We start from the raw sequence: 24,701 nt of genomic DNA on the forward strand, positions 1-24,701 counted from the left end.
CATCGCATGCAGAAAACGTGCCACTGCTTGCGACGGCCGTAGATATACCCTTGGGCGAACTTTTATTCGTTTCTTTTATTGTCAATCGTGACATGACTTGTCTCCTGCTGAACTCCTGCTGAATTTGCTGCTGAATTTGCTGTTGAAGCTGCAGGTGTTCATTTTTATATTTTGTATTGTTGATTAATGTAGCACCTGTTCCGTTATGTGACAGGAAAAATGTGCCGTATGTGGAATTTCCGCTGGCACGGCAATTGCTGAACTCTCCTCATTCTTTTAAAAAACTGTTGAGGAGACTATATGAAAACCATCCGAACCATCATTTCAGCGTGCGCTTTGCTGGCCGCTGCATCCATGCCCGTGACAGCCTCAGCGCATGGCGACGTAACCCCGCAAGCTATCGACACCAAGACCTTGCCGCCGCTCGGCAAAGAGTGGCGAGACGAGAATCCTTACCGCGGCCAGAAAGAGGCGATAAAGATCGGTACCTCGGGTTACGCGGAAAATTGCGCGCGTTGCCATGGATTGCAGGCGCAATCCGGTGGCATCGCTCCCGACCTGCGTTTGCTGGATCGCGATTGCGTCGACCTGAAGGGAGATGTCAAAAAGCAAGCTTGCTATAAAGAAACTGATAAATATTTCCTGACATCCATCCGTCACGGGAAAGTGCGTAACGGCGCGGTCTACATGCCGCCGTTCGAAGGCATCCTGAACCAGGAAGCAATGTGGTCCATCAAGGCTTACCTTGAGACTGTGCGCGCGATTAAATAGTCGACGTGGCCGCGTCGCCGGTTGAAATCCGGCTGGCGCGATCATCCCGCATATGACTGCCGATACTAAACACCGGAGCGCCGCATCATGACCAAAATTTCTTACAGAGCCTGTATCGCGATACTGGCGCTCATTTGCCTGTTCCTGGGTATTAGTCCGCCGGTAAGAGCCGGGGAAGATTTTTCAAAAATAAAGCAGTCGGGAATATTGAAGGTGGCGGTGTACAACGAGTTCGCGCCATTTTCGGCGGGTGGTGGCGGCATCGATATCGATCTGGCCGAAGCGCTGGCGAAAAAAACGGGATTGAAGCTGAGTCTGCTACCGTTTCCGGCGGGCGACGATCTCGACGAAGATTTGCGCAATATGGTGTGGAAAGGCCACTATCTCGGGTACGGTCCGGCCGATGTGATGCTGCATGTACCGGTAGACCCGAGTCTGATGAATCAGAATGACAAGGTGGAAATTTTCGCGCCATATCATCGCGAGGTAGTACGCCTGGTTACAGACGTACGTAAAGTGCCGCAATTCGAGAATCTGGATTCGATCGCCGGGAAAAAAATCGGCGTGGAAAAAGTGTCGATAAGTGCGGTCGTGCTGCTTGGCGCCGAAGATGGGAAATTCCGGGATGACGTAAAAATCTACCCGACGGCAACGGCGGCACTGGAACGGCTGAAAGCAGGCGAGCTGGATGGCGTTGTTGCGAACCTGTCGGAAATCGAATCGGTGCTGCGAGACGATCCGAATTATCGCATCAGTGAAGTCACGTTCCAGCGTTTGCCCCCCAAAGGCTGGGTGGTTGGCATGGCGGTGAAGAAGAGCGACCCGGAGCTCGTCAAACTATTGCAAGACGCGACCAATGCGTTGGTGACATCCGGCGAGATGGCGGCAATCTTTGCTAAACACGGCGTGAAAGTACTCACGCCCTGATATTCCCGTTGTTCTGATAACACAAACAGAAAAATTCGAATAATGAGACGCGCTCTTGCTGCATCGCCGTCGGGGTTCCCCGTCAGACGTAAAATTGTTGTCATTTTTGCTACTGCATTCGCCGGATGCTGGTCCGCTCAGGCACGTGCCGACAATCCGGCCGAAGCCATGGAGTTGCCGACAATTGAAGTAATTGGCACTACGCCATTACCCGGGCTTGGTACCCCGATTCGTGACGTCGCTGGTAACGTGCAGGTATTTACGCGTAAGGATCTCTCCACTCAGCGACAGGGCAATCTGGCTGAGTTCCTGGAGCAGAATCCGACCAGTGTCACCATCAATTCGTCGCAGGGTAATCCGTTTCAACCGGACATCAGCTTTCGTGGATTTACCGCATCGCCGCTGCTTGGCTTGCCACAGGGTTTATCCGTATTTCAGGACGGCGTGCGCATCAATGAAGCATTCGGTGATGTGGTTAACTGGGATCTGCTTCCGCAATCTGCGATTTCCAGCATCCAGTTGATTCCCGGGTCAAATCCGATTTTCGGCCTCAATACGCTCGGCGGGGCGTTGGCGATCTACACTAAAAGCGGTGCACAAAATCCGGGTGGGGCAGTGGAAGTATCGACTGGTTCCTTCGGACGCAAGACGGCCGAATTCGAACAGGGCGGGAAGTTTGGAGCCAGTGGCAATCTGGATTATTTTTTTACCGGTAATTATTCCAAGGATAATGGCTGGGCCGATCACAATCCGAGCAAGGTGCAGCAGTTCTTCGGCAAAATTGGCTACCAGACCAGCACCACCGATCTGGACATCAGCCTGAGTGCCGCCGACAATTCGCTGCAAGGCACGCAGACCTTGCCGATGTCGTTTTCCAACAATATCCGCCAGGCTTATACCTATCCTGATAGCAACCAGAATCAGCTTGGTTTCTTGACGGTGAAGGGTAGCCACTTCGTAAACGACAAGGTACTTATCAGCGGCAATCTGTATTATCGCCACTACAAGAACAGCGGTTTCAGTAGTAATGTCAACGGTGATGGCGACCAGGCAGATGCTGCCACAGGTGCGGTCGATATGGCGCAGGCAACGAATAATCGCTCGGAGATCGATCAGGCCGGATACGGCCTCGGCCTGCAAATGACCTTGCTGGGCGAGCTGGGCGGCAAGAAGAACCAGTTTGTATTGGGCGCCAGCGGCGATTTTGGCAACGCCCGCTTTACTCAGGCAAATCAAGATGCGGAATTCACGCCGGATCGCGGTACGGTCGCCATCGGCGATTTTCAGCAGGCCACAGATGCCAAAACCCGTAACAGTTATTACGGCATTTTCTTCTCGGATGCGTTATCGATGACTGACCGCTGGACGCTGACATTGTCCGGACGCTACAACCTGGCGCGTATCAGCATTGCCGACCAGACCGGTGAGTCGCCGAAGCTCAATGGCGATCATCAGTTTTCACGTTTCAATCCGGCCATTGGCGTGAACTACAACCCGACATCGAAGGTGACTATCTATGGTTCCTACAGCGAAGGAATGCGAACGCCTACGCCGGTGGAACTGACTTGCGCCGATCCTGACGCACCGTGCCAGTTGCCCAATAATTTTATTGCCGATCCGGCGCTGAAGAAGGTGGTTTCGCGCACGCTGGAGTTAGGTGCCCGAGGTAAATTCGGCGAGGAGTCGCAATGGAGCGCGGCCCTTTATCGAACCGATCTGGATGACGATATCCAGTTCATCAGCAGCAATGGCGTTGCCACCAATGCCGGCTATTTTCAGAATGTCGGCAAGACGCGCCGACAGGGGCTCGAGCTGTCCGCAAGCACCAGGTTTGGCGCATTGGGTGTGTCTGCCCACTACAGTTTTATCGACGCGACTTTCCAGTCGCCGTTTGCGGAAAGTAGCCCGAACAATTCTGCCGCAGACGCCAACGGTGTCATTCAGGTCAAGCCAGGCAACCAGATTCCCGGCATTCCACGCCACTCTTTCAAACTAAGGCTTGATTACGATATTAGCGAAAAATGGTCGATCGGCGCTAGCGGCATCCTCAATAGCGCCATTTTTGCACGCGGCGATGAAAACAATAGCGACACCCAAGGCAAAGTACCTGGCTATGGTGTGATCAATCTCGATACCCGCTACAAAATCAGCCATGACCTGGAATTTTTCGCACGCGTCAATAACCTGTTGAACAAACAGTATGCAAATTTCGGTATTCTTGGTCAGAACTATTTCAACGGACCTAACCAGGCGTATGACGCCGCCAATCCCACTATCGAACAGTTTCGCGGCTATGGGGCGCCGCGCGGGATCTGGTTAGGTCTGCGTTATAGCTGGAAGTGATTGTGATAGGTACGCACACGGCATGGTTCGAAATTAATCCGAGCCCGCAAACGCCTGCGCTAAATCTTCAATCAAATCGTCCGGGTCTTCCAGTCCGATATGCAGGCGGACAATGGGGCCGGCACGCGACCAGTCGGTCACGCTGCGAGCGGCGCCCAGATCGGAAAGGGTGGCCAGACTTTCATAACCGCCCCACGAGGCGCCGATCCCGAACAGTGCCAGCCGATTGACAAAGCCCGTTGCCGCCGGCAGGTCTGCGTGGGTGAATTCAAACGAAATCAAACCGTTGGTTCCGCGGCAATCGCGCTGCCAGATGTCATGGCCTGGATGGCCCGGCAAAGCAGGGCAGAACACGCGTGCCACTTCTGTTCTTGCAAGCAGCCAGTGCGCGACTTTGATGGCATGCTGTTCGTGCAACTTCAATCGCGCTGCGAGCGTGCGGGTGCCGCGCAAGACCAGGTAAGCATCGTCAGGGCTGACCGTCATGCCGAACGCATCGGTCATGATCGCCAGCGGTTGCCATGCCTTCTCGGTCGTAGTGACCGCTCCCATCATCACGTCCGAGTGGCCGCTCAGATATTTGGTGGCGGCGACGATTGAGACATCGGCGCCCAGGGCCAGCGGCTGGTATTGCAGGCCGGAGCCCCAGGTGTTGTCAGCTACCAGTAGCCAGCCGTGAGTCTCGGCAAGTGCCGCCAGGCTACGCATGTCGCATAGCTCGTAGACCAGCGAACCGGGGCATTCGACGTAGAGCATCCTGGTGTTCGGCCTGGCTTTCTGGGCGATGTCGCTGCCGTCGGCGCAAAAGAAGGTGGCCTCGATGCCGAACTGCTGCATGAACGTTCCCACCAGATGGCGTACAGGCTGATACACGCAATCCGCGATAAGAACGTGATCGCCGGGCTTCAGGTAGGTGGTGAAGACCATGGCGATTGCCGCTAGTCCTGTCGGAAACAACCTGGTGCGAAATCCACCTTCGATATCTGCAATCGCTTCTTCCAGCGCAAATGCAGTCGGGTTGCCGCGCGCGCCATAAGTGAATATTCGTTCGTCGTTACGACGCGCACGCATTGCCGCCATTTCTTCGACCGATTCGAACAATACGGTGGATGCGCGTACCACGGGTGGATTGACCGCCTTGCCGCCTCGATACGCAGGCGCGCTGCCGCTTCTTTGCAGGCGGGTGTGGGGGCGAAGATTTTTCGATAAAATTTTTGACATCTGGTTCTCTTTGCATATGAGAATGAAGCATTCAATCAACGAAACCAACCGGTTGGGCGCGCGTGTCTTTGAGCGACAGCGGTAAAGGCTCAATCCAGGCGGAAGGAATCCCGCTCGCGCTGGTCCAGTTGTGCCAGCAGGCCGGTTTCCCATTGCAGGTACTGGCGTGCGGCAGCCTTGTTGCCATCGTGACGGTCATGGACGAAGAACAGGTAGTCGATGCAGTCAGCATCGATAGGCAGGCGCGGCGTGCTCTCGACTGGCAATTGCGCTGCGCCCCAGGTTGCAAAACCGCCATCCAGACGCATCAACCTGATGCCAGAGTTGCAGCCGGATGATGCCTCGCGCAATTCGCCTGCCACCAGCGCAACCACTGCATCGTCATCGCCGACCAGGACCACGTCACATCCGCCGGCAAATGTGTCTAGTGCGGGAAGACGCGGCCGGATACCCCAGCTGGCGCCAGGGATGTGCGATTTGCGGTATTGCATGCTGGTCCGCACATCGAGGACGCGCATCCGTTTGTCAGCCAGGCCGGTTGCCAGTTCGGCAGCGCTGATTGCAGGCAGTTGCGACGCATCAGCCCGTGTCAGTGAGGCGTTGTCATGAGGTGGCTGAGAGAACCCGCTTTGCAGTCCATCCCTCAGCACATAGGCGTCATGTCCCAATTGTTTGAGCCAGCTTGCAACGACCGGTGCGCGTATCCCGTCGTCGTCGAACAGCACCAGCCGTGCGTGTCGCACACCGATGTATTGGTCGGTAGCCTGAATCAGCTGCCCGCCAGGAGTGCCTTGTGCACCCGCCAGGCTGCCGCTGGAAAATTCATCAGGTGTGCGTACATCGCATAAGAATACCGAGTTGCTACCGGCTGACAGCCATTCCGAAATAGTCGAGGCGTCGATCTCCGGCACGTCGAAGCGCTGGACGATTTTAGCGCTGGCGGCACGGCCGGCAACGCGCGCATCGTCCGATACCTGGTCAGGATAGCGGCGGATGCTGCCGTGCTCCAGTTCAAAATCCTCCAGATACCAGCCTTGGGTACCGTTTTCCAGCGCCATGACCGGGTTTTGCAGTCCCAGGTTGATCAGCGTTTGCGCCCCGATAATGCTGCGGGTGCGGCCGGCGCAGTTAACTATGATCGTGGTGTCGGGATTGTCGATCATTTCATGCACGCGATAGCTTAACTCGCCATTTGGACAGCAGATCGAGCCCGGAATCGTCATCTTGTGATATTCGGATAGAGGGCGGCCATCCAGCACCACAACGTTGTCGCCGCGGCGCTGCATCTCGAACAATGCCTGCGCGCTGACAGAGGGTGTGTGGCACTTTTGCTCGACCAGTTCGCCGAAAGTCTTGGAGGGTACGTGAACGCCGGAAAACAGCGGATACCCCGATGCTTGCCAGCTGCGTGTGCCGCCTTCCAGAACATGGACATTGGTATAACCGATCGCGGTCATCCGAGCGGCGGCACGGAGCGCGATGGACTGGTCTTCGTCATACACCACCAGGCGCACCGACGGCAGCGGCGCCAGCCTCGGCGCGTCCAGTTCGAGCCGGCTGTATGGCAGCGGCACGCCGTAAAACAGATGGGATTCGCCATACTGGCCTTGTTCTCGCACATCAAACAGCGCGATTTCGGCGCCGTCATGCAGCCAGGTCTTTAGCGTGTGGGGATCGACAAATTTAGTCATGGAATTCATTCAATAGGTGAGTTCGGCTTAACGGCGTGTCTGCACGCCGATTCCCATGGTTTGATAGCGGCCGGTCTCCAGATCAAAGCCGATGCGCGTGCTGAGTGTTTCCAGCGCACGGCCATACATGTGCAGATGGCGGATCGCTGTTTCCCCTTTGATCTGCACGGCATGAATGTCGTCCGGCATCAGCGCGATGCCTTGTCCGGGGCTGACGACGACAGTGCTTTCCAGTTCCAGTGTGCCGACGCCGGGCGTCAGGCCGTCATCCGTGCGGCGATAAACATAGTTGTATTCAGTACCTTCTACTGCCGCGATGCAGGCCCAGGTAGTGTGATCGTGCGGTACGATACGTTTACCCGGCAACATGACATTCAGATACAGCGCGTAGGACTGATCGGCGTCTTCATGGATCATGTAGCGTGCCTGCAGCTCACCTTCGAGCGGTGCGGCGAATTTTTCGGCGTTCCAGAATTGCGTATGGACGGCCAGAGATTCGACCACGGTCAGCACTCTGGCCAGCGAGGCGCGAGTAGTTCCTTCCTGATCGATAATCCGTTTGATTTGCGCAATGGCGTCGGTAACGATTTGTTGACTTTGACTTTGACTTTGACTTTGACTTTGACTTTGACTTTGACTTTGACTTTGACTTTGACTTTGACTTTGACTTTGACTTTGACTTTGACTTTGACTTTGACTGGATTGATTCATGCTTGTTGCCTCACAGGTGGTTAGTTGAATTACTGTTGTTCGTGGCAAAACCCGACCGCAGGTTGCGTATCGGCGGTTTGCTTATGCACGCGCCGTTCATCATTTTTTCAAGCCGCCATCGGCGCTTTGATCCGATCATGAGGGCGTACTACGTCCTGCAGAAATTTGCGGGCGCGCGGGTGTTGCGGGTTGCAAAAAAATTCATCCGGCGGCGCATCTTCAAGCAGCTCGCCGTTATCCATGAACCATACCCGGCTCGATACTTCACGGGCGAAGCCCATTTCATGTGAAACGATGAGCATTGTCATGCCATCGCGTGCCAGCGCCTGCATTACCTGCAGCACTTCGGATACCATCTCCGGATCCAGCGCACTGGTCGGTTCGTCAAACAGCATCAGCGCCGGTTGCATCGCCAGTGCACGTGCGATCGCTACACGCTGCTGCTGACCGCCGGATAAATTAGCCGGCATGGCGTCGATTTTCTTCTCCAGCCCAACCTTTACCAGCAATTCCTGCGCGCGCGCATTGGCCTCGTCACGGCTGATGCCTAGCACTTTCACCGGTCCAAGCGTCAGGTTGTCTCGCACCGACATGTTCTGGAACAGGTTGAAACTCTGGAATACGAAACCGACCCGTGCTCGCAATTGATTGACATCGACCGCTCGTCCGTAGATATCTTTATCTTCGAACAGGATGCGCCCGGCCTGGATTTCCTCGAGTCGGGTGATGGTGCGGATCAAGGTCGACTTGCCGGATCCGGATGGACCGCAGACCACTACTACTTCGCCTTTTTTTATGTCCGCATTCACTGTCTTGAGCGCGTGATAGTCGCCATACCATTTATCAATATTTTCCAGTTTTAACATGGATATCTCCTTAATCAGACCTTAGGCCATTCCTCTTGACTTGCCGCCTATTCGCAATTCCAGCAGGCCGGCGAAACGAGAGATGGAAAAACATAGAACGAAATAGAACCCAGCCAGCACCAGATAGGTTTCCAGGGGCTTGGTCAGCGTCATGGTATTTACCTGGGCAGCCGAATAAGTGAGCTCGGGCACACCGATGACATAGGCCAGGGAAGTAGCCTTGATGGTCGAAACAAACTGATTGACGATGGATGGAATCATGTTGGTCAGCGCCTGCGGCAGCCGCACGAAGCGCATGCTTTGCATCCATGTCAGGCCGATCGAGCGGGCGGCTTCGGTTTGCCCTTTGGGCAATCCTTCCAGGCCGGCGCGCACCACCTGCGCCAGAAACGCGCTTTCATACACGACGATGGCGCACACAACGGTAGTGAAGCCGGATACTTCGCCGCCGACGATCAGCGGCACGCAAAAATAGGCCCAGAAGATGATCAGCAGCAGCGGTATGCCGCGTATGACACGGGTCCACCACTGTGCAATGAAACGCAGCCATCCGAACGAAGACATGTGCGCCAGCCCGATCAGAACGGCAATCGGGAACGATAGCGTCAGCCCCAGCACGGATAGGATCAAGGTCATCGCCAGGCCGCCCAGCGGGCCATTGGGATAAGCGCCGATGAGGAACAGCGAGGCATAGTTTTGTAAAATTTCCAGCATGGCTCAACCTTTTTGAATTTTCTGTTGGCTGAAGCGATCCGCCATCAGCATCAGCGAAATCGTGCCGGCCAGGTACAAGATGGTGGCGACCAGGAACACATCGAAAGTGCGGAAGGTGGCGTTGTCGATCTGCTTGGTCTGGAATAGCAACTCGTGCACGCCGATGGCCATCGCCAGGCTGCTGTTCTTGAACAGGATCAAGGTCTGGTTGAGCAGCGATGGAATGGCAACCCTGATAGCCTGCGGCAGAATCACATAGCGGTATCGCTGCGGGAAATTCAGGCCGATGGAGCAGGCGGCCTCTTCCTGCGTGCGGGGGATGGCGCGCAGGCCGGAACGGATGTCTTCCGAGATGAATGCGGCCGAATTCATCGCCAGCGCAATCGCAGCAAAAATGAATTCGGTATTGCCGCTGTTGACCCAGATCTTGACGGATTCCGGCAAAGCTTGCGGCACGCCGAAATACCAGATCAGGATCTGTACCAGGATCGGCACGTTCCTGTGGTATTCAACGAAACCGACCACGAAACCCTTGAGTGCTTTAAGGCCGGACGAGCGCATGATTACCAGCATCACGCCAATTGCCAGCGCCAGTAATCCGGATACCGAAAACAAGCGCAAAGTAGTCAGGACGCCATCTAGAAACAGACGGAGATAGCCATCCTCGAGTAAAAAGGATAAATCGAACATCGTTGATATTCCCTGCAAAAACCTGGATTAACCATCAGTCTGAGGTTGGCGGAAACCCGGCTGAATTCAATCGAAAATCAGCCGAATTCAGCAACAGACTGCCGCGTCGTCAATTTGGATTGATCGGTTCGACCTTGTAGTCGCGCGTCATCTTGTAGGTGGAATTGGCGCCGAGCCATTTGTCGAAACTGGTTTGCAGTTCGCCCGATTTCTCGTAATTGACCAGGATCTGGTTGATCGCCGCCAGCAGGGCCGGCTCGTTCTTGTTGATCGCTGCACCAATGCGTTCTTCGTATAGTGACCCTGGCAGCAGACGGTATTGCTCGCCGCCGTTTTGCGCAGCTTCACGCGCAAATCGCGACAAGATCAGCTGGCCGGCGATGAGGCCGTCCACCTTGCCTTGCTGCAGCGCCAGGAAGCCGGAAGAAATGTCGTGAAATGTCAGCAGGCGTGAGGTAGGCATCTTGGTCGTGCCCAATGCCGCAGAACTGGAACCTTCACTGGCGGATATTTTTTTTCCTGCGAGGTCTGCGATGGTCTTGATCGACGAACTGTCGCGCACCAGGATCTTGATCGGGGCAACGAAATACTGGTTACTGAAATCCACCTGCGCGGCACGCGCCGGCATGTAGGCGACCGAGGCGGCGAGCACATCGACGCGTCGCGTTTTCAATTCGGGAATCCGGGCATCGGTCGACACCGGCTTGTGTTGCAGCTTCACTCCCAGTCCTTTAGCCAGAGCGTTGCAGATGTCAACATCGAAGCCGACCACCTGGCGCGTAGCCGGATCAGGAAAAGCGTACGGTTCGCTGGCATTCTGGGTGCCGCAATTGAGGCTGCCACGCGCCTTGATATCGCTCAGCTGATCGGCGTGCGCCACGGTTGCCAAGGCCCCCAACATGAGCGCGCATGCTGCGCGAGTTGCTGATGCTGATATTGATACAGATACAGATACTTGCTTCTTCATTCTCATATTCCTTATATAGAAATTACGTAAAAAGAATTTCTGCAGATCGATTTGTTCCAGCTAGCCGCCAACCACGAGAACCGCATGGCGCCTTGAACAGATGAACTCAGGTTATCCAATATTGACCGTCCAAACAAATTAATTCGAGATTGAAATACATTAGCATGGCTAATGCATTATGATCACCCCTGTGGTGCAAACTGCTTGTTTTGCTATTTTTTTGCACCAATTTGTGCAGTGCAGCTAATCCATTTCCTCATATAAGGGATCACGATTCCATGCGAAATCTTGATATGGAGTTATTGCGGACTTTCGTCGCGATTACCGAGTTTTCGTCCTTTGCAGCCGCTGCCGACCGGGTCCACCGGACCCAGTCCGCGGTCACGCAACAGATGCAGCGGCTGGAGTCGCAACTAGGCTTTGCGGTCTTCCAGAAAACCGGGCGCAACAAGCAACTTACCGCGCAGGGCGCCAAGTTGCTTGAATATGCAGTTCGGATTCTGGGGCTCAACGACGAGGCCATCAGCATGCTGGATATGGATGACGTCACGGGGTCTTTGCGTATCGGTGCGCCCAATGACATTGCCGAAACCATTTTGCCGTCGTTGTTATCGCGCTTCGCCAAGATCTACCCGCATTTGCGCATGGAAATCCACGTCGGCCGAAGCCCCTTTTTGATGCAGGCTTTACGTCGCGGAGAAATTGACCTGACCGTTTCCACCCGAAAAACCGATGCTCATCCCGGCATTATTTTGCGGACTTCGCCCACGGTCTGGCTTTGCTCATCGGATTACATCCATAATCCGGCTAATCCGGTCAAGCTGGTGGTAGCCGACGAACCCAGCCTGTTCCGGGAAATTGCACTGCAATCTCTGGACCAGGCAAAAATTCCCTACCGTATCAGTTATGTTTCTCCTACCCTGGTCGGCATCAAGGCTGCGCTGCGGGCGGGATTGGGTATCACGGCGCGAAGTATCGAGATGATCAGTCCGGAATTACGTGTGCTGGGCGAGTCGGAAGGTTTCCCCCGCTTGCCAGATGTGAATTTTTTTCTTTATTTGCGCGACGAACAGGTTGGCACTATCGCGAAAATGGTGTTCGACACCCTCAGCAAAGGAACCCACGATCACGTGCGTTCCTTGTCTTCGCCTTAAAGCGAGGCGTCGCTCGAGGTGTGGAGAAATGCCGGCCACTTCCGGGCTTGATACTCTGCGTTGTTCTGCCTTTGCCCGGCTTTAGCATAAGAAGATCAGGCGTTGTTTCGTTATTCTTGGCTGCCTCGCCCGAGGATTTAAGTTCGATCAATCTGGCATTCGTAACGATATCCATCAGTTGCTCGACGATGTCGCCGATGGTCGTATCCTGCTGAGCTGCCAGTCGCCTTAGTTTCTTGTGATGTCTTTCGTCGATGTTCACAACCAGCTTTACTTCACCCGCACGCACCAGTCCATCCTTCGCAAAACACAGCCAGTAGACGGCAACGCAAGCGATTGCACCGAGAAGAAAAAATTGGAATTTTGCTGAATCTCGTTCGCCATGAAGCCAGAGTTCGACCCCTGCGGCCAAGCTCACCATCAAGGCAGACGACCAGACGATCGCGACTAATATCAGGATTCTTTTTTCTCGCCCAACCTCGTCATACAGGAAGCGTTTTCGAAGTAGCTGACGGAATTCTTTCATAGAATTCTCCTTTATACGCGCAACGGAACGTTGCGCCGGAGACCTTGCCCGATGACGGGGCAAAAGAATTGTCCGATGCGCGTCGCTCTCTCCCAAGTAGCTAAGATAGTACATTTCTACATGAACACAATGTATTTTTCCCGCGGTGCGGGCTGCTGGCAAGAGATGGCGGCCATTTCGCCTGCAGGCAAATCCAAAGCGTTACGACCGGTTTGGCGCGTGGTAGGATCGCTCCTCTTAAAAAACGAGGTGCAGTGATGGACGTAAAAAGCTATCCCTATAAGGGACATGCGGTATTCCCCCGGCTGGAACAACAGGGCAACGGTAAATATACGGCGTGTTTTACGATTCAGGCGGGCAAAGATGGCGCCGGTGAAACACGCTACGTGCGCACCACGCCGACCAATGAATTCGATACCGAGGACGATGCAATTTCCTACATTCTCGATTTCGCAGGCGACTGGATTGACGAAAATCCGCTCTAGCTGGACGCGATCTCTATACCCGCTATCTTGCAATCCGACTCCTCGGTGTTTTTCCAGGTCCTATAATCTTTTTCATCTTTTGCCCGTAGAAACGAGGTGGATGCCGCACCCGCCTGGGCGCAGGCAACCTTGGCCAAGCCGCTGCGTTTGGCTATTTCATATTGCGCCACGGTGTGAAATGCCGCGTTTCTGTCAATGGCACGTGTATTTTCCCTGGCCACTACTTCAATCCCGTCACAGAAGAAATACCAAATGCAAGGGGCAAGAGCGATAAAACAGAAAATCGTTTGTGCTGCGCTTAGATCCTTGCCCCTCACTATGCCTGCCTTCCAATATTGCTCAACGTAAACTGTTGCGGTCAGGGTGTTTTCGACTTCTGATTTTGATCAGGTTGATTGTTAAATTAATTTTTTATCAATTGCCGGCATGTTAATTTAATTTTCAAAAAAAGCAATGGTGTAAAATTGACAATAAAGGAATAAAACATTTGATTACGTTCGATTAAATGTGTTTTTCATACGATAAAAGCACGTGCTATTTGAATGGTATTTACGATGCATTCAGGCAAAATTGTGCCTGGGGGTAATATCTGGCGGTAATCAACATGTTTCTCTCATAGATCAGCATGGGCCCGCTCTTGCATTGCCATTTTATTAAAGACGAAAGGAAGTTGATGATTAACCTGGATATCCTGGAAACCTTGGTAGCCGCATCACTGGTGCTGTTGCTGGGACGCAAGCTGGTGTCGTCTTCATCGCTGTTGAGAACCTATAGCATTCCCGAGCCGGTAGTGGGCGGCTTGCTGGTGGCTTTGCTGTTGTTTGGACTACGCAGTTTTTCCAATGTCCAGGTGCAGTTCGATAACAGCTTGCAAGGACCGTTGATGCTGGCTTTCTTCGCCACCATCGGCTTGAATGCCAACCTCGCCAGTTTGAAAGCCGGTGGCCGTACGTTGGCGCTGTTTTTGGGCGTGGTGCTGGGCTTGCTGATATTGCAGGATGCAATCGGGATCGGCATGGCCAAGATGATGGGCCTCGATCCTTTGATCGGTTTGCTGGGAGCGTCCATTTCCCTGTCGGGCGGTCATGGCACGGGCGCTGCCTGGGGGCGTGTATTTGCCGAACGGCACGGTTTGGCTGCGGCCACCGAAATTGCCATCGCCTGCGCGACTTTCGGCTTGATATTGGGCGGCTTGATTGGCGGCCCGGTAGCGGGATTTTTGGTGAAGCGGGTTAAATTGCCGGGTGCTGAGGCGACTCAGGCCAATGAAGAAAAAGCGCCGCTGAGTTTCGAGCAACCGAAAGCGGTGCAACTGATTACGCCGCAGGCATTTATCGAGGCGCTGGCCTTGATTGCCGTCTGTCTCTCTGCCGGCACCATGATAGCCAATCAACTAAACGGAACCGCGTTTGAATTGCCGACTTTTGTATGCGTGCTGTTCGTCGGTGTGTTGTTGAGCAACGGCTTGTCGCTGTTCGGCTACAAAATTTTCGAGCGCTCCATCTTGGTCTTGGGCAATGTCAGCCTGTCCCTGTTTCTGGCGATGGCGCTGATGAGTTTGCGCCTGTGGGACCTGGCTTCGCTGGCGCTGCCGGTGCTGTTGATCCTGGCGGTGCAGGCGGCAGCCATGGCAGCCTATGCCGTCTTCGTGACGTTCCGCGTCATGGGCAAGAACTATGATGCAGCGGTGCTGGCCGCCGGTCATTGCGGATTCGGCCTGGGCGCGACGCCGACTGCGATCGCCAACATGCAGGCGGTGACCGACCGCTTCGGGCCGTCGCCCCTGGCGTTTTTGGTAGTGCCGATGGTGAGCGCGTTCTTTATCGATATCGCAAACGCGATTGTCATCAAGTTATTCCTGGCGCTGCCGATCTATAACTAACGCCGCGAGACCGACGGTCTGGTTGCAGCCGCTCTGATGGAATAGCTGCGGATGAGTTGCCTGCGTTAAACTATCCGTTCGAGTTTACGGAGGGAAGCGATGCAGACCGTCACACTGCCTTACGGCTCAGACCAGAGCGGCCTGGTATGCGGCTATTTATTCGGCGAGGATGCGCAAGGGTTGGCAATCGAGTCGAAACAAGCGGAAGAGTGGTTAGCCGCGCGCGAGCAAGGTCATGGCCAGGGCCAATTTATCTGGCTGCACTTTAACCTGGCCAATACCGGCACCGAAAAATGGCTCAACAAGCATACCGGGTTGGGCGAAGAATTTTTCCAGGCGCTGCATGAAGAGCAGCGCTCGACACGCATCGAGCTGGTCGATAATACGTTGATCGCGGTGATCAACGATGTACTGCACGATTTCTCCTTCAATCCCGCGGATATTTCAACGCTTTGGCTGAACGTCGACCAGCAGGTCGTGATCAGTGCCCGCATGAAACCCTTGAAGGCGGTTGACCGCCTGCGCAATGCAGTAAAGAGCGGCGAGCCGATTCGATCTTCGGTCGAACTGTTAAGTCATTTACTGCGCGATCAGGCCGACGTGTTGTCGAAAATTGTACGCGACGCCATCAGTCGCGTCGACCGCATAGAAGACAGTCTGCTGGCCGGCAAGCAAAATCAGAAACGAGCGAACCTGGGTGAGCTGAGACGAGTACTGGTACGCCTGCAGCGGTTGCTGGCGCCTGAACCGGCAGCCTTGTTCCGGCTGCTGCAAAGGCCGCCGAACTGGGTGGCTGAAATCGATCTGCAGGAACTGCGCCACGCCACGGAAGAGTTTTCAGTGGTATTGCATGACATCGCAACGCTGCAGGAACGTATCAAATTGCTGCAGGAAGAAATTGCTGCGCGCGTCAATGAGGGAAATAATCGTAGCCTGTTCGTGCTGACGATTGTCACGGTGCTGGCTTTGCCGATTAATATCATCGCCGGCCTGCTTGGCATGAATGTGGGAGGTATCCCGTTGGGACAAGATCCGCAAGGCTTCTGGATCATCGCCGGAATTGTCGCCACCTTTACGGCGGTCGCCGGCTGGCTAGCATTCAGGAAGCGTGGGGAGGAATAGCGTTAGCGTCGCTCACAGAATAGAAAATTCTCTGTATCATCGGCGTCGCGGAAATTCACCGGCTGAGCCACCTGTCCAAGCATAACCCAGCATAAAGGAAAATCTCATGTCTAGTCATGTCGCTACTATCGAGTGGCAACGAGCGGATGCGGTATTCGTTGATAACCGATATAGCCGCGCTCACCAGTGGCAGTTTGACGGCGGGGCGGTAGTGCCGGCATCGAGTTCGCCGCATGTGGTCAGGGTGCCTTTGTCGAATCCGGCCAATGTCGATCCGGAAGAGGCTTTTGTAGCGTCTTTGTCGAGTTGCCACATGCTGTGGTTCCTCGACATCGCGCGTAGCGCGGGTTATGTGGTCGACCGTTATATCGATCACGCCACCGGGCATATGCAACGTGGCGCGGATGGTAAAAGCTGGATCGCTTTGGTCGAATTGATGCCGGCGGTGGTTTTCTCCGGCGCCAAAATTCCGGATGATGCCGCGCTCGAGCAGTTGCACCACAAGGCGCATGAAGAATGTTTCCTGGCGCGCTCGGTGAAGAGCGAAATCCGGATCGCAGGCACCTGGAGCCATGCTGAGTGATGAGCGCCATCTGGCCATCCTTATCCTGATTAGCGCGGAGGCGGGTAAAATACCGGCGGCGCATGTTTGCCGCCCGAGACGGGATTCGCCGGTGAGGGCGTTGGCAAACTGCCACTATAAGATGTTTAAACAGGAAAAATGATGGCAAAGAAGAATGAAGAGCTGGATCCGGAAACGCTGGCTTTGATCAATTGGTGTATTGAAGTCGAAGGTTTCCTGGTAGCCGGCGGCGCCACGCTTGAGCAGGCGCAAGAACATATCGAAGAGCAGGTGGAATGGTTCACCGACCAGTTTTATGATGGCTTGACGCCGGAGCAGGCCGCCAAAGCGGCACTGAGCGACTAATTTTTAGCGACTAAAGACGTTTGCCGAGGCGCGTTTGACACAATGAATCAACATGAAATAGGGCGCGGCATCAGCTTGTCGGTCGGTGCCTCGATGCTGTTCGCCTTATTGTCCGGCTACACAAAATTGCTGGCGCCGCTCGACGGCCTCGATATATTTGGGTGGCGTGTGGTATGGACGGTGCCCGGCGCGCTGGCCTTGCTGGTCCTGCGCCAGCGTTTGCCGCAGGCTGGCGTCTTGTTGCGCCGTCTGGCTCGCGAACCCTTGACTTGCATTGCCTTGGCGGCGGCGGCAGCGTTGCTCGGGCTGCAGGCTTGGATTTTCATGTGGGCGCCTTTGCATGGCCGCGCGCTTGAGGTTTCGCTCGGCTATTTCCTGCTGCCGTTGACGATGGTGCTGGTCGGCCGCTTCTATTATCGCGAGCGACTGGATCTCCTCCAATGGCTGGCGGTCGCTTGCGCGGTGGCCGGCGTGTTGCACGAACTGTGGCTGGCGCGCAGTTTTGCCTGGCCAACGCTGGTGGTGGCACTGGGCTATCCACCGTACTTTATCCTGCGCCGCAAGATCAATGCCGATCCGGTGGTGGCATTTGCGTTCGAAATGACTTTGCTGTTGCCGGTGGTCGTCATCATGCTGTATGTGCGTGATTCCTTGCCGGTGATTGCCCACCGGCCGGATATGTGGCTATACCTTTTGCCGGGGCTGGGTTTGTTGAGCACAGTGGCGCTGGGCGCTTACCTGGGCGCCAGCCGGCTGTTGCCGATGGCCTTGTTCGGCATCCTCGGCTACGTTGAACCGGTATTGCTGGTCGGCGTCGCCATCATTTTCCTTGGCGAATCCATGGCGCCGGGACAGCTGGCGACCTACATTCCCATCTGGTGTGCGGTAGCGCTGACTGCGGTGCACAGCGTGCGCTTGTTGCGCAAGCAGCGGACTTCGCAGCGTTTCGCGGCATCCGATCAAAGTCCCCTGTAGATATTGCACTGTCGGTTATCTCCTCGAAGTCATCGTGCCGTCACAAGACTGCTATAAGTTGACGTCCTGTGTCCCGTGGCCAGATAAATCATGTACAACAATAGCAAACGATTAATTATCCTTGATGCAGACGGCACGACTATCGACGCCTATAGCGCCATCGACAAGACGTTTTCCCGGCATGGCATGGTGATCGGCGATGAAGAGCGGTTCCAGAAACGGCGCCGTCTGTTCAAATACCTGGGTGGCCTGAAAGAGTTTCCGTCCAATCTCAAGAAACAGATCGGCAAGCAGAGCCGTAAACAATTGATTGTCACCCTGACCGAGGTGTACCGGGAAGAAGCCAAACTGTATCCGGGCATAGCCGGGCTGGTGCAAAGTCTGATGTCCGCGCCGGATATTGCAGTCGGCCTGGTGACCCGGAATATGACCAATGAGCCTGAACAAACACTGAGATTGTTGTTCCGTCGTCATGATATCGACCTGGATGCCTTCGATTTTTTCGCGCACATTCCGCTGCATCTGGAAAAGATGCAGGAATTCCGGGCGATTCGCGAGCGGCTGGACATCAACCCGGCGCGCGCCTACATCTGCGGCGATGAACACAAGGATTACCTGGCCGCGATCGGCTCCGGCATGCATCCTTTCATGGTTTCCTACGGGTTCGAAAGTTACAAGCGGCTCATCAAGAAGTTCATGGTGCCGGAAGAGATCATTTCCCGTTCGCCTGAGGAGTTTTGCGGGCGCGTGCGGCACGCCATGGGTTTGACTGACGGCACCTGAAAACGCGCCATCGCACAGACTAGGGCAGCTCCCTGTTAGAATTTATTTTTATCCGCCGGCAGAGACCACGGATCGACTCTAAATAAAAATGCGGAGGCCCGTCATGCAGTCACAAACCGAGTTGTCTGAAGATCCGTTGGCGAAGAAGGTGGCATGGTGCCAGATGCCATTGTTGGTTCCTGCGGCTTGCCTGGCGGTACTCTGCGTGAGCGCTCTGATGGCGATACGCTGGCAGCGCAAGCGCGATCTCGCGGATAGCGCGCGGCAGCGTCTGGTCGAGTTTCAGGACGATGGCAGCGAAGATCCTGGCGCCGGTATCGATCAGATGCTCGATCTGCATCCTGATCACCTGGAAATGCCTCACGAAAAACCGCCAGCACATTAACTTTGGCGTTTTCGGCGTTATCAGTGAAAATCGCGGCTGCTGGTCCCTAGTTTGCCCAGCATGGGCGACATATCGATCAGCAGCTTGGCGATCAGGTGCCTGACGCCATCCTGGGTTTGCCAGATACCGTTCACGCCCATCAGCCTCGCTCCGCGCAATTCCTTGCGCTGGCGATCGGCCAGGTCCGGCCAGACGATGACATTGACGGTGCCGGTTTCGTCTTCCAGTGTGACAAACACCACGCCTTTGGCAGTGCCGGGACGCTGACGCACCGTGACGATGCCGCAAGCCCTGGCCAGCCGGCCGTTGCTGTATGTGTTCAGCACCTCAGCCGCCATGAAGCGCTGCGCGTTTAATCGCGGGCGCAGCAGCGCCAGCGGATGACGGCCCAGGGTCAAGCCCAATGAACTATAGTCGTTCAACAGGTTTTCTCCTTCCGAGGGCGCGGCCAGCAGCAGTTCTTCTTCTGCCACCCGGGCCTGCTTGAGCAAGCCTTTTTCCGGTGTGCTGACCAGCGCCTGCCACAGTGCCTGGCGCCGATTGCCGACCAGCGGGGCGAGCGAATTGGCGGCCGCCAGCGCCTGCAATTGATCGCGCTTCAAGCCGCTGCGCAAGGCCATGTCGTTGAGATCGGTGAAAGCACGTACTGCGCGTGCCGCTTCAATTTCTTGCGCATTATCGAAGTTCAGGCCGCGCACCAGGTTGAGTCCCAGCCGCACTGCCGGCCGGTTGGCTGAGGTCGGCTCCAGGCTGGCTTCCCAGTTGCTCAGGTTGATGTCGACCGGCAGCACCTCGACGCCATGTCGGCGCGCGTCTTGCACCAGTTGCGAGGGCGAATAAAATCCCATTGGCTGGCTGTTAAGCAGCGCCGCCAGGAAAGCTTCGGGTTCGTGGCATTTAAGCCAGGAACTGGCATAGGCCAGCAAAGCGAAACTGGCCGCGTGGCTTTCCGGGAAGCCGTATTCGCCGAAGCCCTGGATCTGGCTGTAGATGGCTTTTGCGAAATCTTCTTTATAACCGTTGTTGACCATGCCATCGATCAGCTTGCGTTCGAATTTGTCGAGGCCGCCTTTGCGCTTCCATGCCGCCATCGAACGTCGCAGGCTGTCGGCTTCACCTTCGGTAAAGCCTGCCGCGATCACGGCGATCTGCATTACTTGTTCCTGAAAAATTGGTACACCTCGGGTTCTACCCAATGCTCCCTTTAATTCGGGTTTCGGGTAAACGATGTCCTCTTCCTTTTTTTTCCTGTTTTGCAGAAAAGGATGAACCATGCCGCCTTGAATCGGCCCCGGCCGGACGATCGCGACCTGGATCACCAGATCGTAGAATTTACGCGGCCGCAGGCGCGGCAACATGCTCATCTGAGCCCGGCTTTCAATCTGGAACACGCCTATGGTGTCGGCCTGGCAAATCATGTCGTAAGTCGCCGGATCTTCGCGCGGGATGTCTCTCATTTCGAAAGGTTCACCGCGTTGCAGCGCCACCATCGACAGTGCCCGCCGCAACATCGACAACATGCCCAGCGCCAGTACATCGACTTTGAGTATGCGCAGCGAATCCAGGTCGTCTTTATCCCATTGCACTACGCTGCGATCCTTCATTGCGGCGTTTTCAATAGGCACCAGCCGCGACAATTTGCCGCGCGCAATCACAAAGCCGCCCGGATGCTGCGACAGATGGCGCGGAAAACCCATCAGCGTATGGGACAGATCGGCCCATTGTTCTGCAATCGGCGTGTTTGCGGCCATGCCAAGTTCGCTGAAATTTTGCTGCAACTGCTGCTTGTCATCCCACCAGCGTTGCGATTTGGCGACCTGGTCGACCAGGTCCGGATCGACGCCCAGCGCTTTGCCGACATCGCGCAAAACACTACGCGGCCGATAACTGATGACTACGGCGGTGAGGGCGGCGCGCCGCCGGCCGTATTTGTTGTAGATGTACTGGATTACTTCTTCGCGCCGCTGATGCTCGAAATCGACATCGATGTCAGGCGGTTCATTGCGTTCCCGGCTGATGAAGCGGCCGAACAACAAGGTGCTTTGCGCCGGATCGACCTCGGTAATGCCGAGGCAGTAACACACCGCCGAGTTGGCCGCCGAGCCGCGGCCCTGGCACAAGATGCCTTGTTGGCGGGCAAACTGGACAATGTCGTAGACCGTCAGGAAATAAGCTTCGTATTCGAGTTCATGAATCAGATCCAGTTCGTCTTCCAGCTGTTTCTGCACCGCCGCCGGAATCTCATCGGAGAAACGGTCACGCGCGCCGATATAAGTTTGCTGGCGCAGATAGCTGGCCGGGGTATATCCCGGCGGCACAATCTCATCCGGATATTCATAGCGCAGCTCATCCAGCGAGAAGGTACAGGAGTCGGCTATCTCTATGGTTTCGGCCAGGGCGGCGGCCGGATATAGATTGGCCAACCGCAGCCTGGCGCGCAGATGCTGTTCGGCATTCGGCGCCAGTGCATAACCGCATGCGGCGACAGACTTGCCGAGCCGGATTGCAGTCAGCGTATCTTGCAGTGGCTTGCGCGAGCGGCGATGCATGCAGACGTCGCCGGTGGCAACAACCGGCAAGCCGAGTTGCTGCGCGACTTGTTCAATTACGGCACGTTGCCGTTCATCGCCGACCTGATGCAGCATGGTCAGGCCTATCCAGCCGCGGCCAGGAAAAGTATCGCCTAGCCATGTCGCCTGGCGTATCAGCGTTGCGCTATCGATGCCATGCACGGGCAACAGGATCAGCTGGCAATCAGGTAACTGCCGCAGATGGGCATTGGCGTTATCTGGCTTGTCCAGGTCTTGCGGCGTGAGCAGATAATGACCCTTGTCGGCGCGGCTGCGCGCCAATGTAATGAGTTCTGACAGATTGCCGTAGCCTTCGCGATTTTTCGCCAGTGCGATGAGGGAAAAAGCCGGGCTGCCATCGACCTCATGCAGCTGGAACTGGCTACCGATCAGCAACGATATATGGTGTTTCTTTGCCTCCATATGTGCTCGAACCACACCGGCCAGCGAGCATTCATCTGTAATCGCCAATGCTCTGTAACCGAGCTGGGCGGCACGCTCCACCAATTCCTCCGGATGCGAGGCGCCGCGCAGGAAACTGAAATTCGAGACGCATTGCAGCTCTGCATATTCTGGCAGCATGGGCGGCGGCGCGGAGGGGAAGTTTTCATCCATAGGGAATACCCGCGAATCAGGCAAACAAGCCATGCAGGAACCAGCGGATTTCATCGCCGCTGCGCTCTCGATATATCCAATAACAAGCGGCCTCTTCGCTTTCTGCGACGAAATAATCGCGCACGGTTGCCGGGCCATCCCACCAGCCGCATTCGATACGCTCGGGCCCAGACAGCAAGCGCAAGGGCGAACCATAAAACGGCCGATGTTTACGGAACATCAGGGCGAGCGGTTGTTGCAAGAGCCAGAATGGCCGTTGCGGCTGGATCCGCCGCAACGTTTCCTCTGGCGGCTGGCGACGGTCATTGTCAGTGGCGGCTTGCCAGGCGTTGGCGATTTCCGGCCGGTGATCGGCTAGTGCGGCAGGTTTCAACACATTTTCGCTGCCGAGCCGTGCGCTTAACAGCTCCAGCAAGCGGGCATAAGCGCCGGGTGTGCCGCCCGGTTCTGGAAACAGCGAAGCAGTCGGCGGCAGCATCGCTGCCACCTGCGATGCCTGCAAGCGCAAGGCAATCACGGGGGCATCGAGTTGTAGCCGACCTAACCGTTCCTTTAACAAACGCAGCAGATGTTCTTCATGCCATGCCGGTTCGGCCAGTGAGATTTCCAATGGCGTGGGGGCGATTGCCTGGCGGCCGCGCTCATGTTCCAGCGATAGTAAAAAGCGCGACACTGCCAGTTGCTGCGCCACCAGCCAGCCGATCATTTGCAGGATCAGACGGCGTGCGGCAAACAGCACTGCTTCGGCATGTTCAATGCGGTCCGGCAGTTCCAGCCAGGCGCAGAATGTTTGCGGCGCCTGCACCCATTCAAACATCTCCGGGGCTGTGCCGTAGGCGCGATCCAGGGTTTCCAGGATGTGTTTGTCGCTGCGCCGCTGCAAGCCCGCGCGCGGCAATTTGCGCAAGTCGGCCAGGGTCTGGCAACCGATACCCGCCAGCCATTCCTGGTAAGGCCGTGCCGCCGGCAAGAGCGTGAATGGCAAGCGGTCCAGCCGACGCTGCATGCTGGCTAAACGCAGGCTGCGGCGTTGCCGGGCCAAGTCCGGCGCATGGCGACGATGGCGAGCCAGCAGCCATGCTCCTTGCGCGGTTGGCGCCATGCTGACCTGCGGCGTGAATCCAAGTGCCTGGATACTCTCGCGGATGCGGCGGCATAGCGCCAGCCGGCCGCCGAAAGCACTCAGGCTGGCGCTGATATCGAGCAGCAGCGAATCTTCTTCAGCATGCGCTACTTCCGGCGTGTATTGCAGCAAGGTCAGCGCGATATCGTCGCGCGCACCTTGTTCGCGCGCCAGGTCACGCTCGCATAGCAACGCCTGCGGCGTCAGCGCCAGCACACCGCCGCGGCGCATGCCCGGCCGGACGCCGCCGGCAGCCGCGCTGGCTGTCATGGTCAGCACCTGGTCATGCTCCAGAACCGCGAGCATGCAGGGCTCAGACCAGCGCGGGCGCAATGTTTCCAGCGCCAGCAGCGGCAGGTGTATGCCTATCCAGAGAGCCATGATTGCGTGCGGTAGAAGGGTTTAGCGGAGTGAGTGGAGTGGCCGGAGTGAGTGGGGCAGCGGCCGCCGGCTCAGTCTCGGGAATGACTGCCGGCAAGGGCAGGTAAAACGCGTGTTCGTGCTGCGGTCCTTTGCGTTTGAGGAGCTGGATTTCGACGCCGCCGCGCGCCGGCCGCAAGGTCAGGCGTAAAGGCGAGGGCGAGGATTCGTGGGCGGCGCTGAGCGGACGCAACACCCACAACATGCTATCGCTGGCCTGGGCCGCCAGATGCAGGCGGCGCAAAGCCTCGCCCCGGATGTGCGACTGCCACAGCAGCAACGCGCCGCAGCTGCCGTTACGCAACACTTGTTCCGCCGACCACAATGCATCGGCGCTGCGTGCGGCTTTTATCCATAACAGTTGCTCGCAGGCCAGGCCGGAGGCGTTCCAGGCGCCGATCTGCGGCAAATGGGGCGGTTGCAGCAAGACGATCCGGCGCTGCCGGGCAATGCGCGCCAGCGCCGGCTGCAACAGACGTATTTCGCCGCTCCCGGCTTGTTGCAACAGCAACTCTATCAATGCCGAATGCGGCCAGCCGCCATTCGGCAACTCTCGGTCCAGGGATGGGTAGCCGGAAGCGGTGACCACACCCTGATATGACCCCATCTGGTCTGCGCGCCACAAGGCATGCGGCAAAGTCGCAACGACCGATTGGGCGGCGGCGGAAATGCTGGATGGGTCGCTGGCGGGCATGGGCATGACGAAATGATATTAGGTGAAAGCATAAGCGGAGAAACATTATACTGTACATATATACAGTATAAATCCGATTTGAGCTTAGTCAATCCGTTCATTCATCTATCTATGTCGTGACGGCGGCGCGATTGCATC

The 24,701-nt window shown here is 56.1% G+C and carries 24 protein-coding genes; 12 read left to right on the forward strand and 12 right to left on the reverse strand.

Annotation, left to right across the window (positions count from 1 at the left end; genetic code table 11):
* Positions 1-300 precede the first annotated feature (300 nt).
* From pedF to BM029_RS01945, 3 genes are all read left to right on the forward strand, one after another.
* The gene (pedF, locus tag BM029_RS01935) at positions 301-771 is read left to right on the forward strand and encodes a cytochrome c-550 PedF (RefSeq protein ID WP_092432141.1); all 471 of its coding nucleotides are present in this window, start codon (positions 301-303) and stop codon (positions 769-771) included.
* An 87-nt stretch (positions 772-858) separates the two neighbouring features.
* A complete protein-coding gene (locus BM029_RS01940) occupies positions 859-1,698 on the forward strand; it encodes a substrate-binding periplasmic protein (protein WP_092432143.1) in 840 nt (279 codons plus the stop codon).
* 42 nt (positions 1,699-1,740) lie between these two features.
* Positions 1,741-4,041 (forward strand): TonB-dependent receptor, encoded by a 2,301-nt coding sequence (locus BM029_RS01945; protein ID WP_092432144.1) that lies wholly within the window; start codon positions 1,741-1,743, stop codon positions 4,039-4,041.
* A 33-nt stretch (positions 4,042-4,074) separates the two neighbouring features.
* Here the strand turns inward: BM029_RS01945 and metC are convergent, their stop codons facing one another.
* From metC to BM029_RS01980, 7 genes are all read right to left on the reverse strand, one after another.
* The gene (metC, locus tag BM029_RS01950) at positions 4,075-5,262 is read right to left on the reverse strand and encodes a cystathionine beta-lyase (RefSeq protein ID WP_092432146.1); all 1,188 of its coding nucleotides are present in this window, start codon (positions 5,260-5,262) and stop codon (positions 4,075-4,077) included.
* 89 nt (positions 5,263-5,351) lie between these two features.
* Positions 5,352-6,953, reverse strand: a complete 1,602-nt coding sequence (locus BM029_RS01955) for a rhodanese-like domain-containing protein (RefSeq protein ID WP_092432577.1) — start codon at positions 6,951-6,953, stop codon at positions 5,352-5,354.
* A 27-nt stretch (positions 6,954-6,980) separates the two neighbouring features.
* On the reverse strand, positions 6,981-7,664 hold the full coding sequence (locus BM029_RS01960) for a cysteine dioxygenase family protein (RefSeq protein WP_244544861.1): 684 nt from the start codon (positions 7,662-7,664) through the stop codon (positions 6,981-6,983).
* Positions 7,665-7,771: 107 nt separating this feature from the next.
* Entirely contained in the window at positions 7,772-8,530 is a 759-nt protein-coding gene (locus tag BM029_RS01965; protein WP_092432148.1) for an amino acid ABC transporter ATP-binding protein, read from the reverse strand.
* 21 nt (positions 8,531-8,551) lie between these two features.
* The gene (locus BM029_RS01970; RefSeq protein WP_092432150.1) at positions 8,552-9,244 is read right to left on the reverse strand and encodes an amino acid ABC transporter permease; all 693 of its coding nucleotides are present in this window, start codon (positions 9,242-9,244) and stop codon (positions 8,552-8,554) included.
* 3 nt (positions 9,245-9,247) lie between these two features.
* Positions 9,248-9,934: an amino acid ABC transporter permease gene (locus BM029_RS01975; RefSeq protein ID WP_092432151.1), complete on the reverse strand. Its 687-nt coding sequence runs from the start codon at positions 9,932-9,934 to the stop codon at positions 9,248-9,250.
* 109 nt (positions 9,935-10,043) lie between these two features.
* Positions 10,044-10,835 (reverse strand): transporter substrate-binding domain-containing protein, encoded by a 792-nt coding sequence (locus tag BM029_RS01980; protein WP_092432153.1) that lies wholly within the window; start codon positions 10,833-10,835, stop codon positions 10,044-10,046.
* 344 nt (positions 10,836-11,179) lie between these two features.
* On the opposite strand from BM029_RS01980, the gene BM029_RS01985 reads away from it, so the two are divergent.
* Positions 11,180-12,055 carry a LysR substrate-binding domain-containing protein gene (locus tag BM029_RS01985; protein WP_092432155.1) on the forward strand — a complete coding sequence of 292 codons (876 nt, stop codon included), beginning with the start codon at positions 11,180-11,182 and terminating at the stop codon, positions 12,053-12,055.
* Here the strand turns inward: BM029_RS01985 and BM029_RS01990 are convergent.
* Complete coding sequence (locus BM029_RS01990) at positions 12,009-12,581, reverse strand: hypothetical protein (protein ID WP_092432157.1); 573 nt, start codon at positions 12,579-12,581, stop codon at positions 12,009-12,011. The genes BM029_RS01985 and BM029_RS01990 overlap by 47 nt on opposite strands.
* A 257-nt stretch (positions 12,582-12,838) precedes the next feature.
* Here BM029_RS01990 and BM029_RS02000 point away from each other — a divergent pair, with 257 nt between their 5' ends.
* Complete coding sequence (locus BM029_RS02000; protein ID WP_092432160.1) at positions 12,839-13,066, forward strand: hypothetical protein; 228 nt, start codon at positions 12,839-12,841, stop codon at positions 13,064-13,066.
* Here BM029_RS02000 and BM029_RS02005 read toward each other — a convergent pair.
* Positions 13,063-13,383, reverse strand: coding sequence for a hypothetical protein (locus BM029_RS02005; protein WP_092432162.1), 321 nt, complete (start codon positions 13,381-13,383; stop codon positions 13,063-13,065). The two genes, BM029_RS02000 and BM029_RS02005, sit on opposite strands and share 4 nt — an antisense overlap.
* 356 nt (positions 13,384-13,739) lie before the next feature.
* Here BM029_RS02005 and gltS point away from each other — a divergent pair, with 356 nt between their 5' ends.
* The 7 genes from gltS to BM029_RS02040 all read left to right on the forward strand — a co-directional run bounded on the left by gltS (position 13,740) and on the right by BM029_RS02040 (position 19,141).
* Positions 13,740-14,948, forward strand: a complete 1,209-nt coding sequence (gene gltS / locus BM029_RS02010; RefSeq protein ID WP_092432164.1) for a sodium/glutamate symporter — start codon at positions 13,740-13,742, stop codon at positions 14,946-14,948.
* 99 nt (positions 14,949-15,047) lie between these two features.
* Positions 15,048-16,070 (forward strand): transporter, encoded by a 1,023-nt coding sequence (locus BM029_RS02015; RefSeq protein WP_092432166.1) that lies wholly within the window; start codon positions 15,048-15,050, stop codon positions 16,068-16,070.
* A gap of 106 nt (positions 16,071-16,176) precedes the next feature.
* Positions 16,177-16,653 (forward strand): OsmC family protein, encoded by a 477-nt coding sequence (locus BM029_RS02020; protein ID WP_092432167.1) that lies wholly within the window; start codon positions 16,177-16,179, stop codon positions 16,651-16,653.
* A gap of 141 nt (positions 16,654-16,794) precedes the next feature.
* A complete protein-coding gene (locus BM029_RS02025; protein WP_092412446.1) occupies positions 16,795-16,998 on the forward strand; it encodes a hypothetical protein in 204 nt (67 codons plus the stop codon).
* 42 nt (positions 16,999-17,040) lie between these two features.
* Entirely contained in the window at positions 17,041-17,973 is a 933-nt protein-coding gene (gene rarD, locus BM029_RS02030) for an EamA family transporter RarD (RefSeq protein WP_092432170.1), read from the forward strand.
* Between the two features lie 90 nt (positions 17,974-18,063).
* Positions 18,064-18,756 carry an HAD family hydrolase gene (locus BM029_RS02035; protein ID WP_092432172.1) on the forward strand — a complete coding sequence of 231 codons (693 nt, stop codon included), beginning with the start codon at positions 18,064-18,066 and terminating at the stop codon, positions 18,754-18,756.
* Positions 18,757-18,859: 103 nt separating this feature from the next.
* Positions 18,860-19,141, forward strand: a complete 282-nt coding sequence (locus BM029_RS02040) for a hypothetical protein (protein WP_211482426.1) — start codon at positions 18,860-18,862, stop codon at positions 19,139-19,141.
* 20 nt (positions 19,142-19,161) lie between these two features.
* Here BM029_RS02040 and BM029_RS02045 read toward each other — a convergent pair whose 3' ends face one another.
* The 3 genes from BM029_RS02045 to imuA are packed head-to-tail and all read right to left on the reverse strand — an operon-like array spanning position 19,162 to position 24,569.
* Positions 19,162-22,326, reverse strand: a complete 3,165-nt coding sequence (locus BM029_RS02045; protein WP_092432581.1) for an error-prone DNA polymerase — start codon at positions 22,324-22,326, stop codon at positions 19,162-19,164.
* A gap of 16 nt (positions 22,327-22,342) precedes the next feature.
* Positions 22,343-23,830: a Y-family DNA polymerase gene (locus BM029_RS02050; protein WP_092432175.1), complete on the reverse strand. Its 1,488-nt coding sequence runs from the start codon at positions 23,828-23,830 to the stop codon at positions 22,343-22,345.
* Positions 23,763-24,569 carry a translesion DNA synthesis-associated protein ImuA gene (gene imuA / locus BM029_RS02055; protein ID WP_139217188.1) on the reverse strand — a complete coding sequence of 269 codons (807 nt, stop codon included), beginning with the start codon at positions 24,567-24,569 and terminating at the stop codon, positions 23,763-23,765. Before imuA ends, BM029_RS02050 begins: the two co-directional genes overlap by 68 nt.
* Positions 24,570-24,701: the final 132 nt, after the last annotated feature.

This window comes from Collimonas sp. OK607, assembly GCF_900111995.1.
Classification (GTDB): Bacteria; Pseudomonadota; Gammaproteobacteria; order Burkholderiales; family Burkholderiaceae_D; genus Collimonas.

What these genes read in the sequence shown, in the direction of transcription:
- BM029_RS02035 (WP_092432172.1), top strand. Translation starts at nt 18,064, where the DNA reads ATGTACAACAATAGCAAACGATTAATTATCCTTGATGCAGACGGCACG.
- BM029_RS01960 (WP_244544861.1), bottom strand. Translation starts at nt 7,664, where the DNA reads ATGAATCAATCCAGTCAAAGTCAAAGTCAAAGTCAAAGTCAAAGTCAA.
- BM029_RS01970 (WP_092432150.1), bottom strand. Translation starts at nt 9,244, where the DNA reads ATGCTGGAAATTTTACAAAACTATGCCTCGCTGTTCCTCATCGGCGCT.
- BM029_RS01985 (WP_092432155.1), top strand. Translation starts at nt 11,180, where the DNA reads ATGCGAAATCTTGATATGGAGTTATTGCGGACTTTCGTCGCGATTACC.
- BM029_RS01945 (WP_092432144.1), top strand. Translation starts at nt 1,741, where the DNA reads ATGAGACGCGCTCTTGCTGCATCGCCGTCGGGGTTCCCCGTCAGACGT.
- BM029_RS02020 (WP_092432167.1), top strand. Translation starts at nt 16,177, where the DNA reads ATGTCTAGTCATGTCGCTACTATCGAGTGGCAACGAGCGGATGCGGTA.
- pedF (WP_092432141.1), top strand. Translation starts at nt 301, where the DNA reads ATGAAAACCATCCGAACCATCATTTCAGCGTGCGCTTTGCTGGCCGCT.
- BM029_RS01975 (WP_092432151.1), bottom strand. Translation starts at nt 9,934, where the DNA reads ATGTTCGATTTATCCTTTTTACTCGAGGATGGCTATCTCCGTCTGTTT.
- rarD (WP_092432170.1), top strand. Translation starts at nt 17,041, where the DNA reads ATGAATCAACATGAAATAGGGCGCGGCATCAGCTTGTCGGTCGGTGCC.
- BM029_RS02015 (WP_092432166.1), top strand. Translation starts at nt 15,048, where the DNA reads ATGCAGACCGTCACACTGCCTTACGGCTCAGACCAGAGCGGCCTGGTA.
- metC (WP_092432146.1), bottom strand. Translation starts at nt 5,262, where the DNA reads ATGTCAAAAATTTTATCGAAAAATCTTCGCCCCCACACCCGCCTGCAA.
- BM029_RS01940 (WP_092432143.1), top strand. Translation starts at nt 859, where the DNA reads ATGACCAAAATTTCTTACAGAGCCTGTATCGCGATACTGGCGCTCATT.
- BM029_RS01965 (WP_092432148.1), bottom strand. Translation starts at nt 8,530, where the DNA reads ATGTTAAAACTGGAAAATATTGATAAATGGTATGGCGACTATCACGCG.
- BM029_RS02050 (WP_092432175.1), bottom strand. Translation starts at nt 23,830, where the DNA reads ATGGCTCTCTGGATAGGCATACACCTGCCGCTGCTGGCGCTGGAAACA.
- BM029_RS01980 (WP_092432153.1), bottom strand. Translation starts at nt 10,835, where the DNA reads ATGTTGGGGGCCTTGGCAACCGTGGCGCACGCCGATCAGCTGAGCGAT.
- BM029_RS01990 (WP_092432157.1), bottom strand. Translation starts at nt 12,581, where the DNA reads ATGAAAGAATTCCGTCAGCTACTTCGAAAACGCTTCCTGTATGACGAG.
- BM029_RS02040 (WP_211482426.1), top strand. Translation starts at nt 18,860, where the DNA reads ATGCAGTCACAAACCGAGTTGTCTGAAGATCCGTTGGCGAAGAAGGTG.
- BM029_RS02025 (WP_092412446.1), top strand. Translation starts at nt 16,795, where the DNA reads ATGGCAAAGAAGAATGAAGAGCTGGATCCGGAAACGCTGGCTTTGATC.
- BM029_RS02000 (WP_092432160.1), top strand. Translation starts at nt 12,839, where the DNA reads ATGGACGTAAAAAGCTATCCCTATAAGGGACATGCGGTATTCCCCCGG.
- gltS (WP_092432164.1), top strand. Translation starts at nt 13,740, where the DNA reads ATGATTAACCTGGATATCCTGGAAACCTTGGTAGCCGCATCACTGGTG.
- imuA (WP_139217188.1), bottom strand. Translation starts at nt 24,569, where the DNA reads ATGCCCATGCCCGCCAGCGACCCATCCAGCATTTCCGCCGCCGCCCAA.
- BM029_RS01955 (WP_092432577.1), bottom strand. Translation starts at nt 6,953, where the DNA reads ATGACTAAATTTGTCGATCCCCACACGCTAAAGACCTGGCTGCATGAC.
- BM029_RS02045 (WP_092432581.1), bottom strand. Translation starts at nt 22,326, where the DNA reads ATGGATGAAAACTTCCCCTCCGCGCCGCCGCCCATGCTGCCAGAATAT.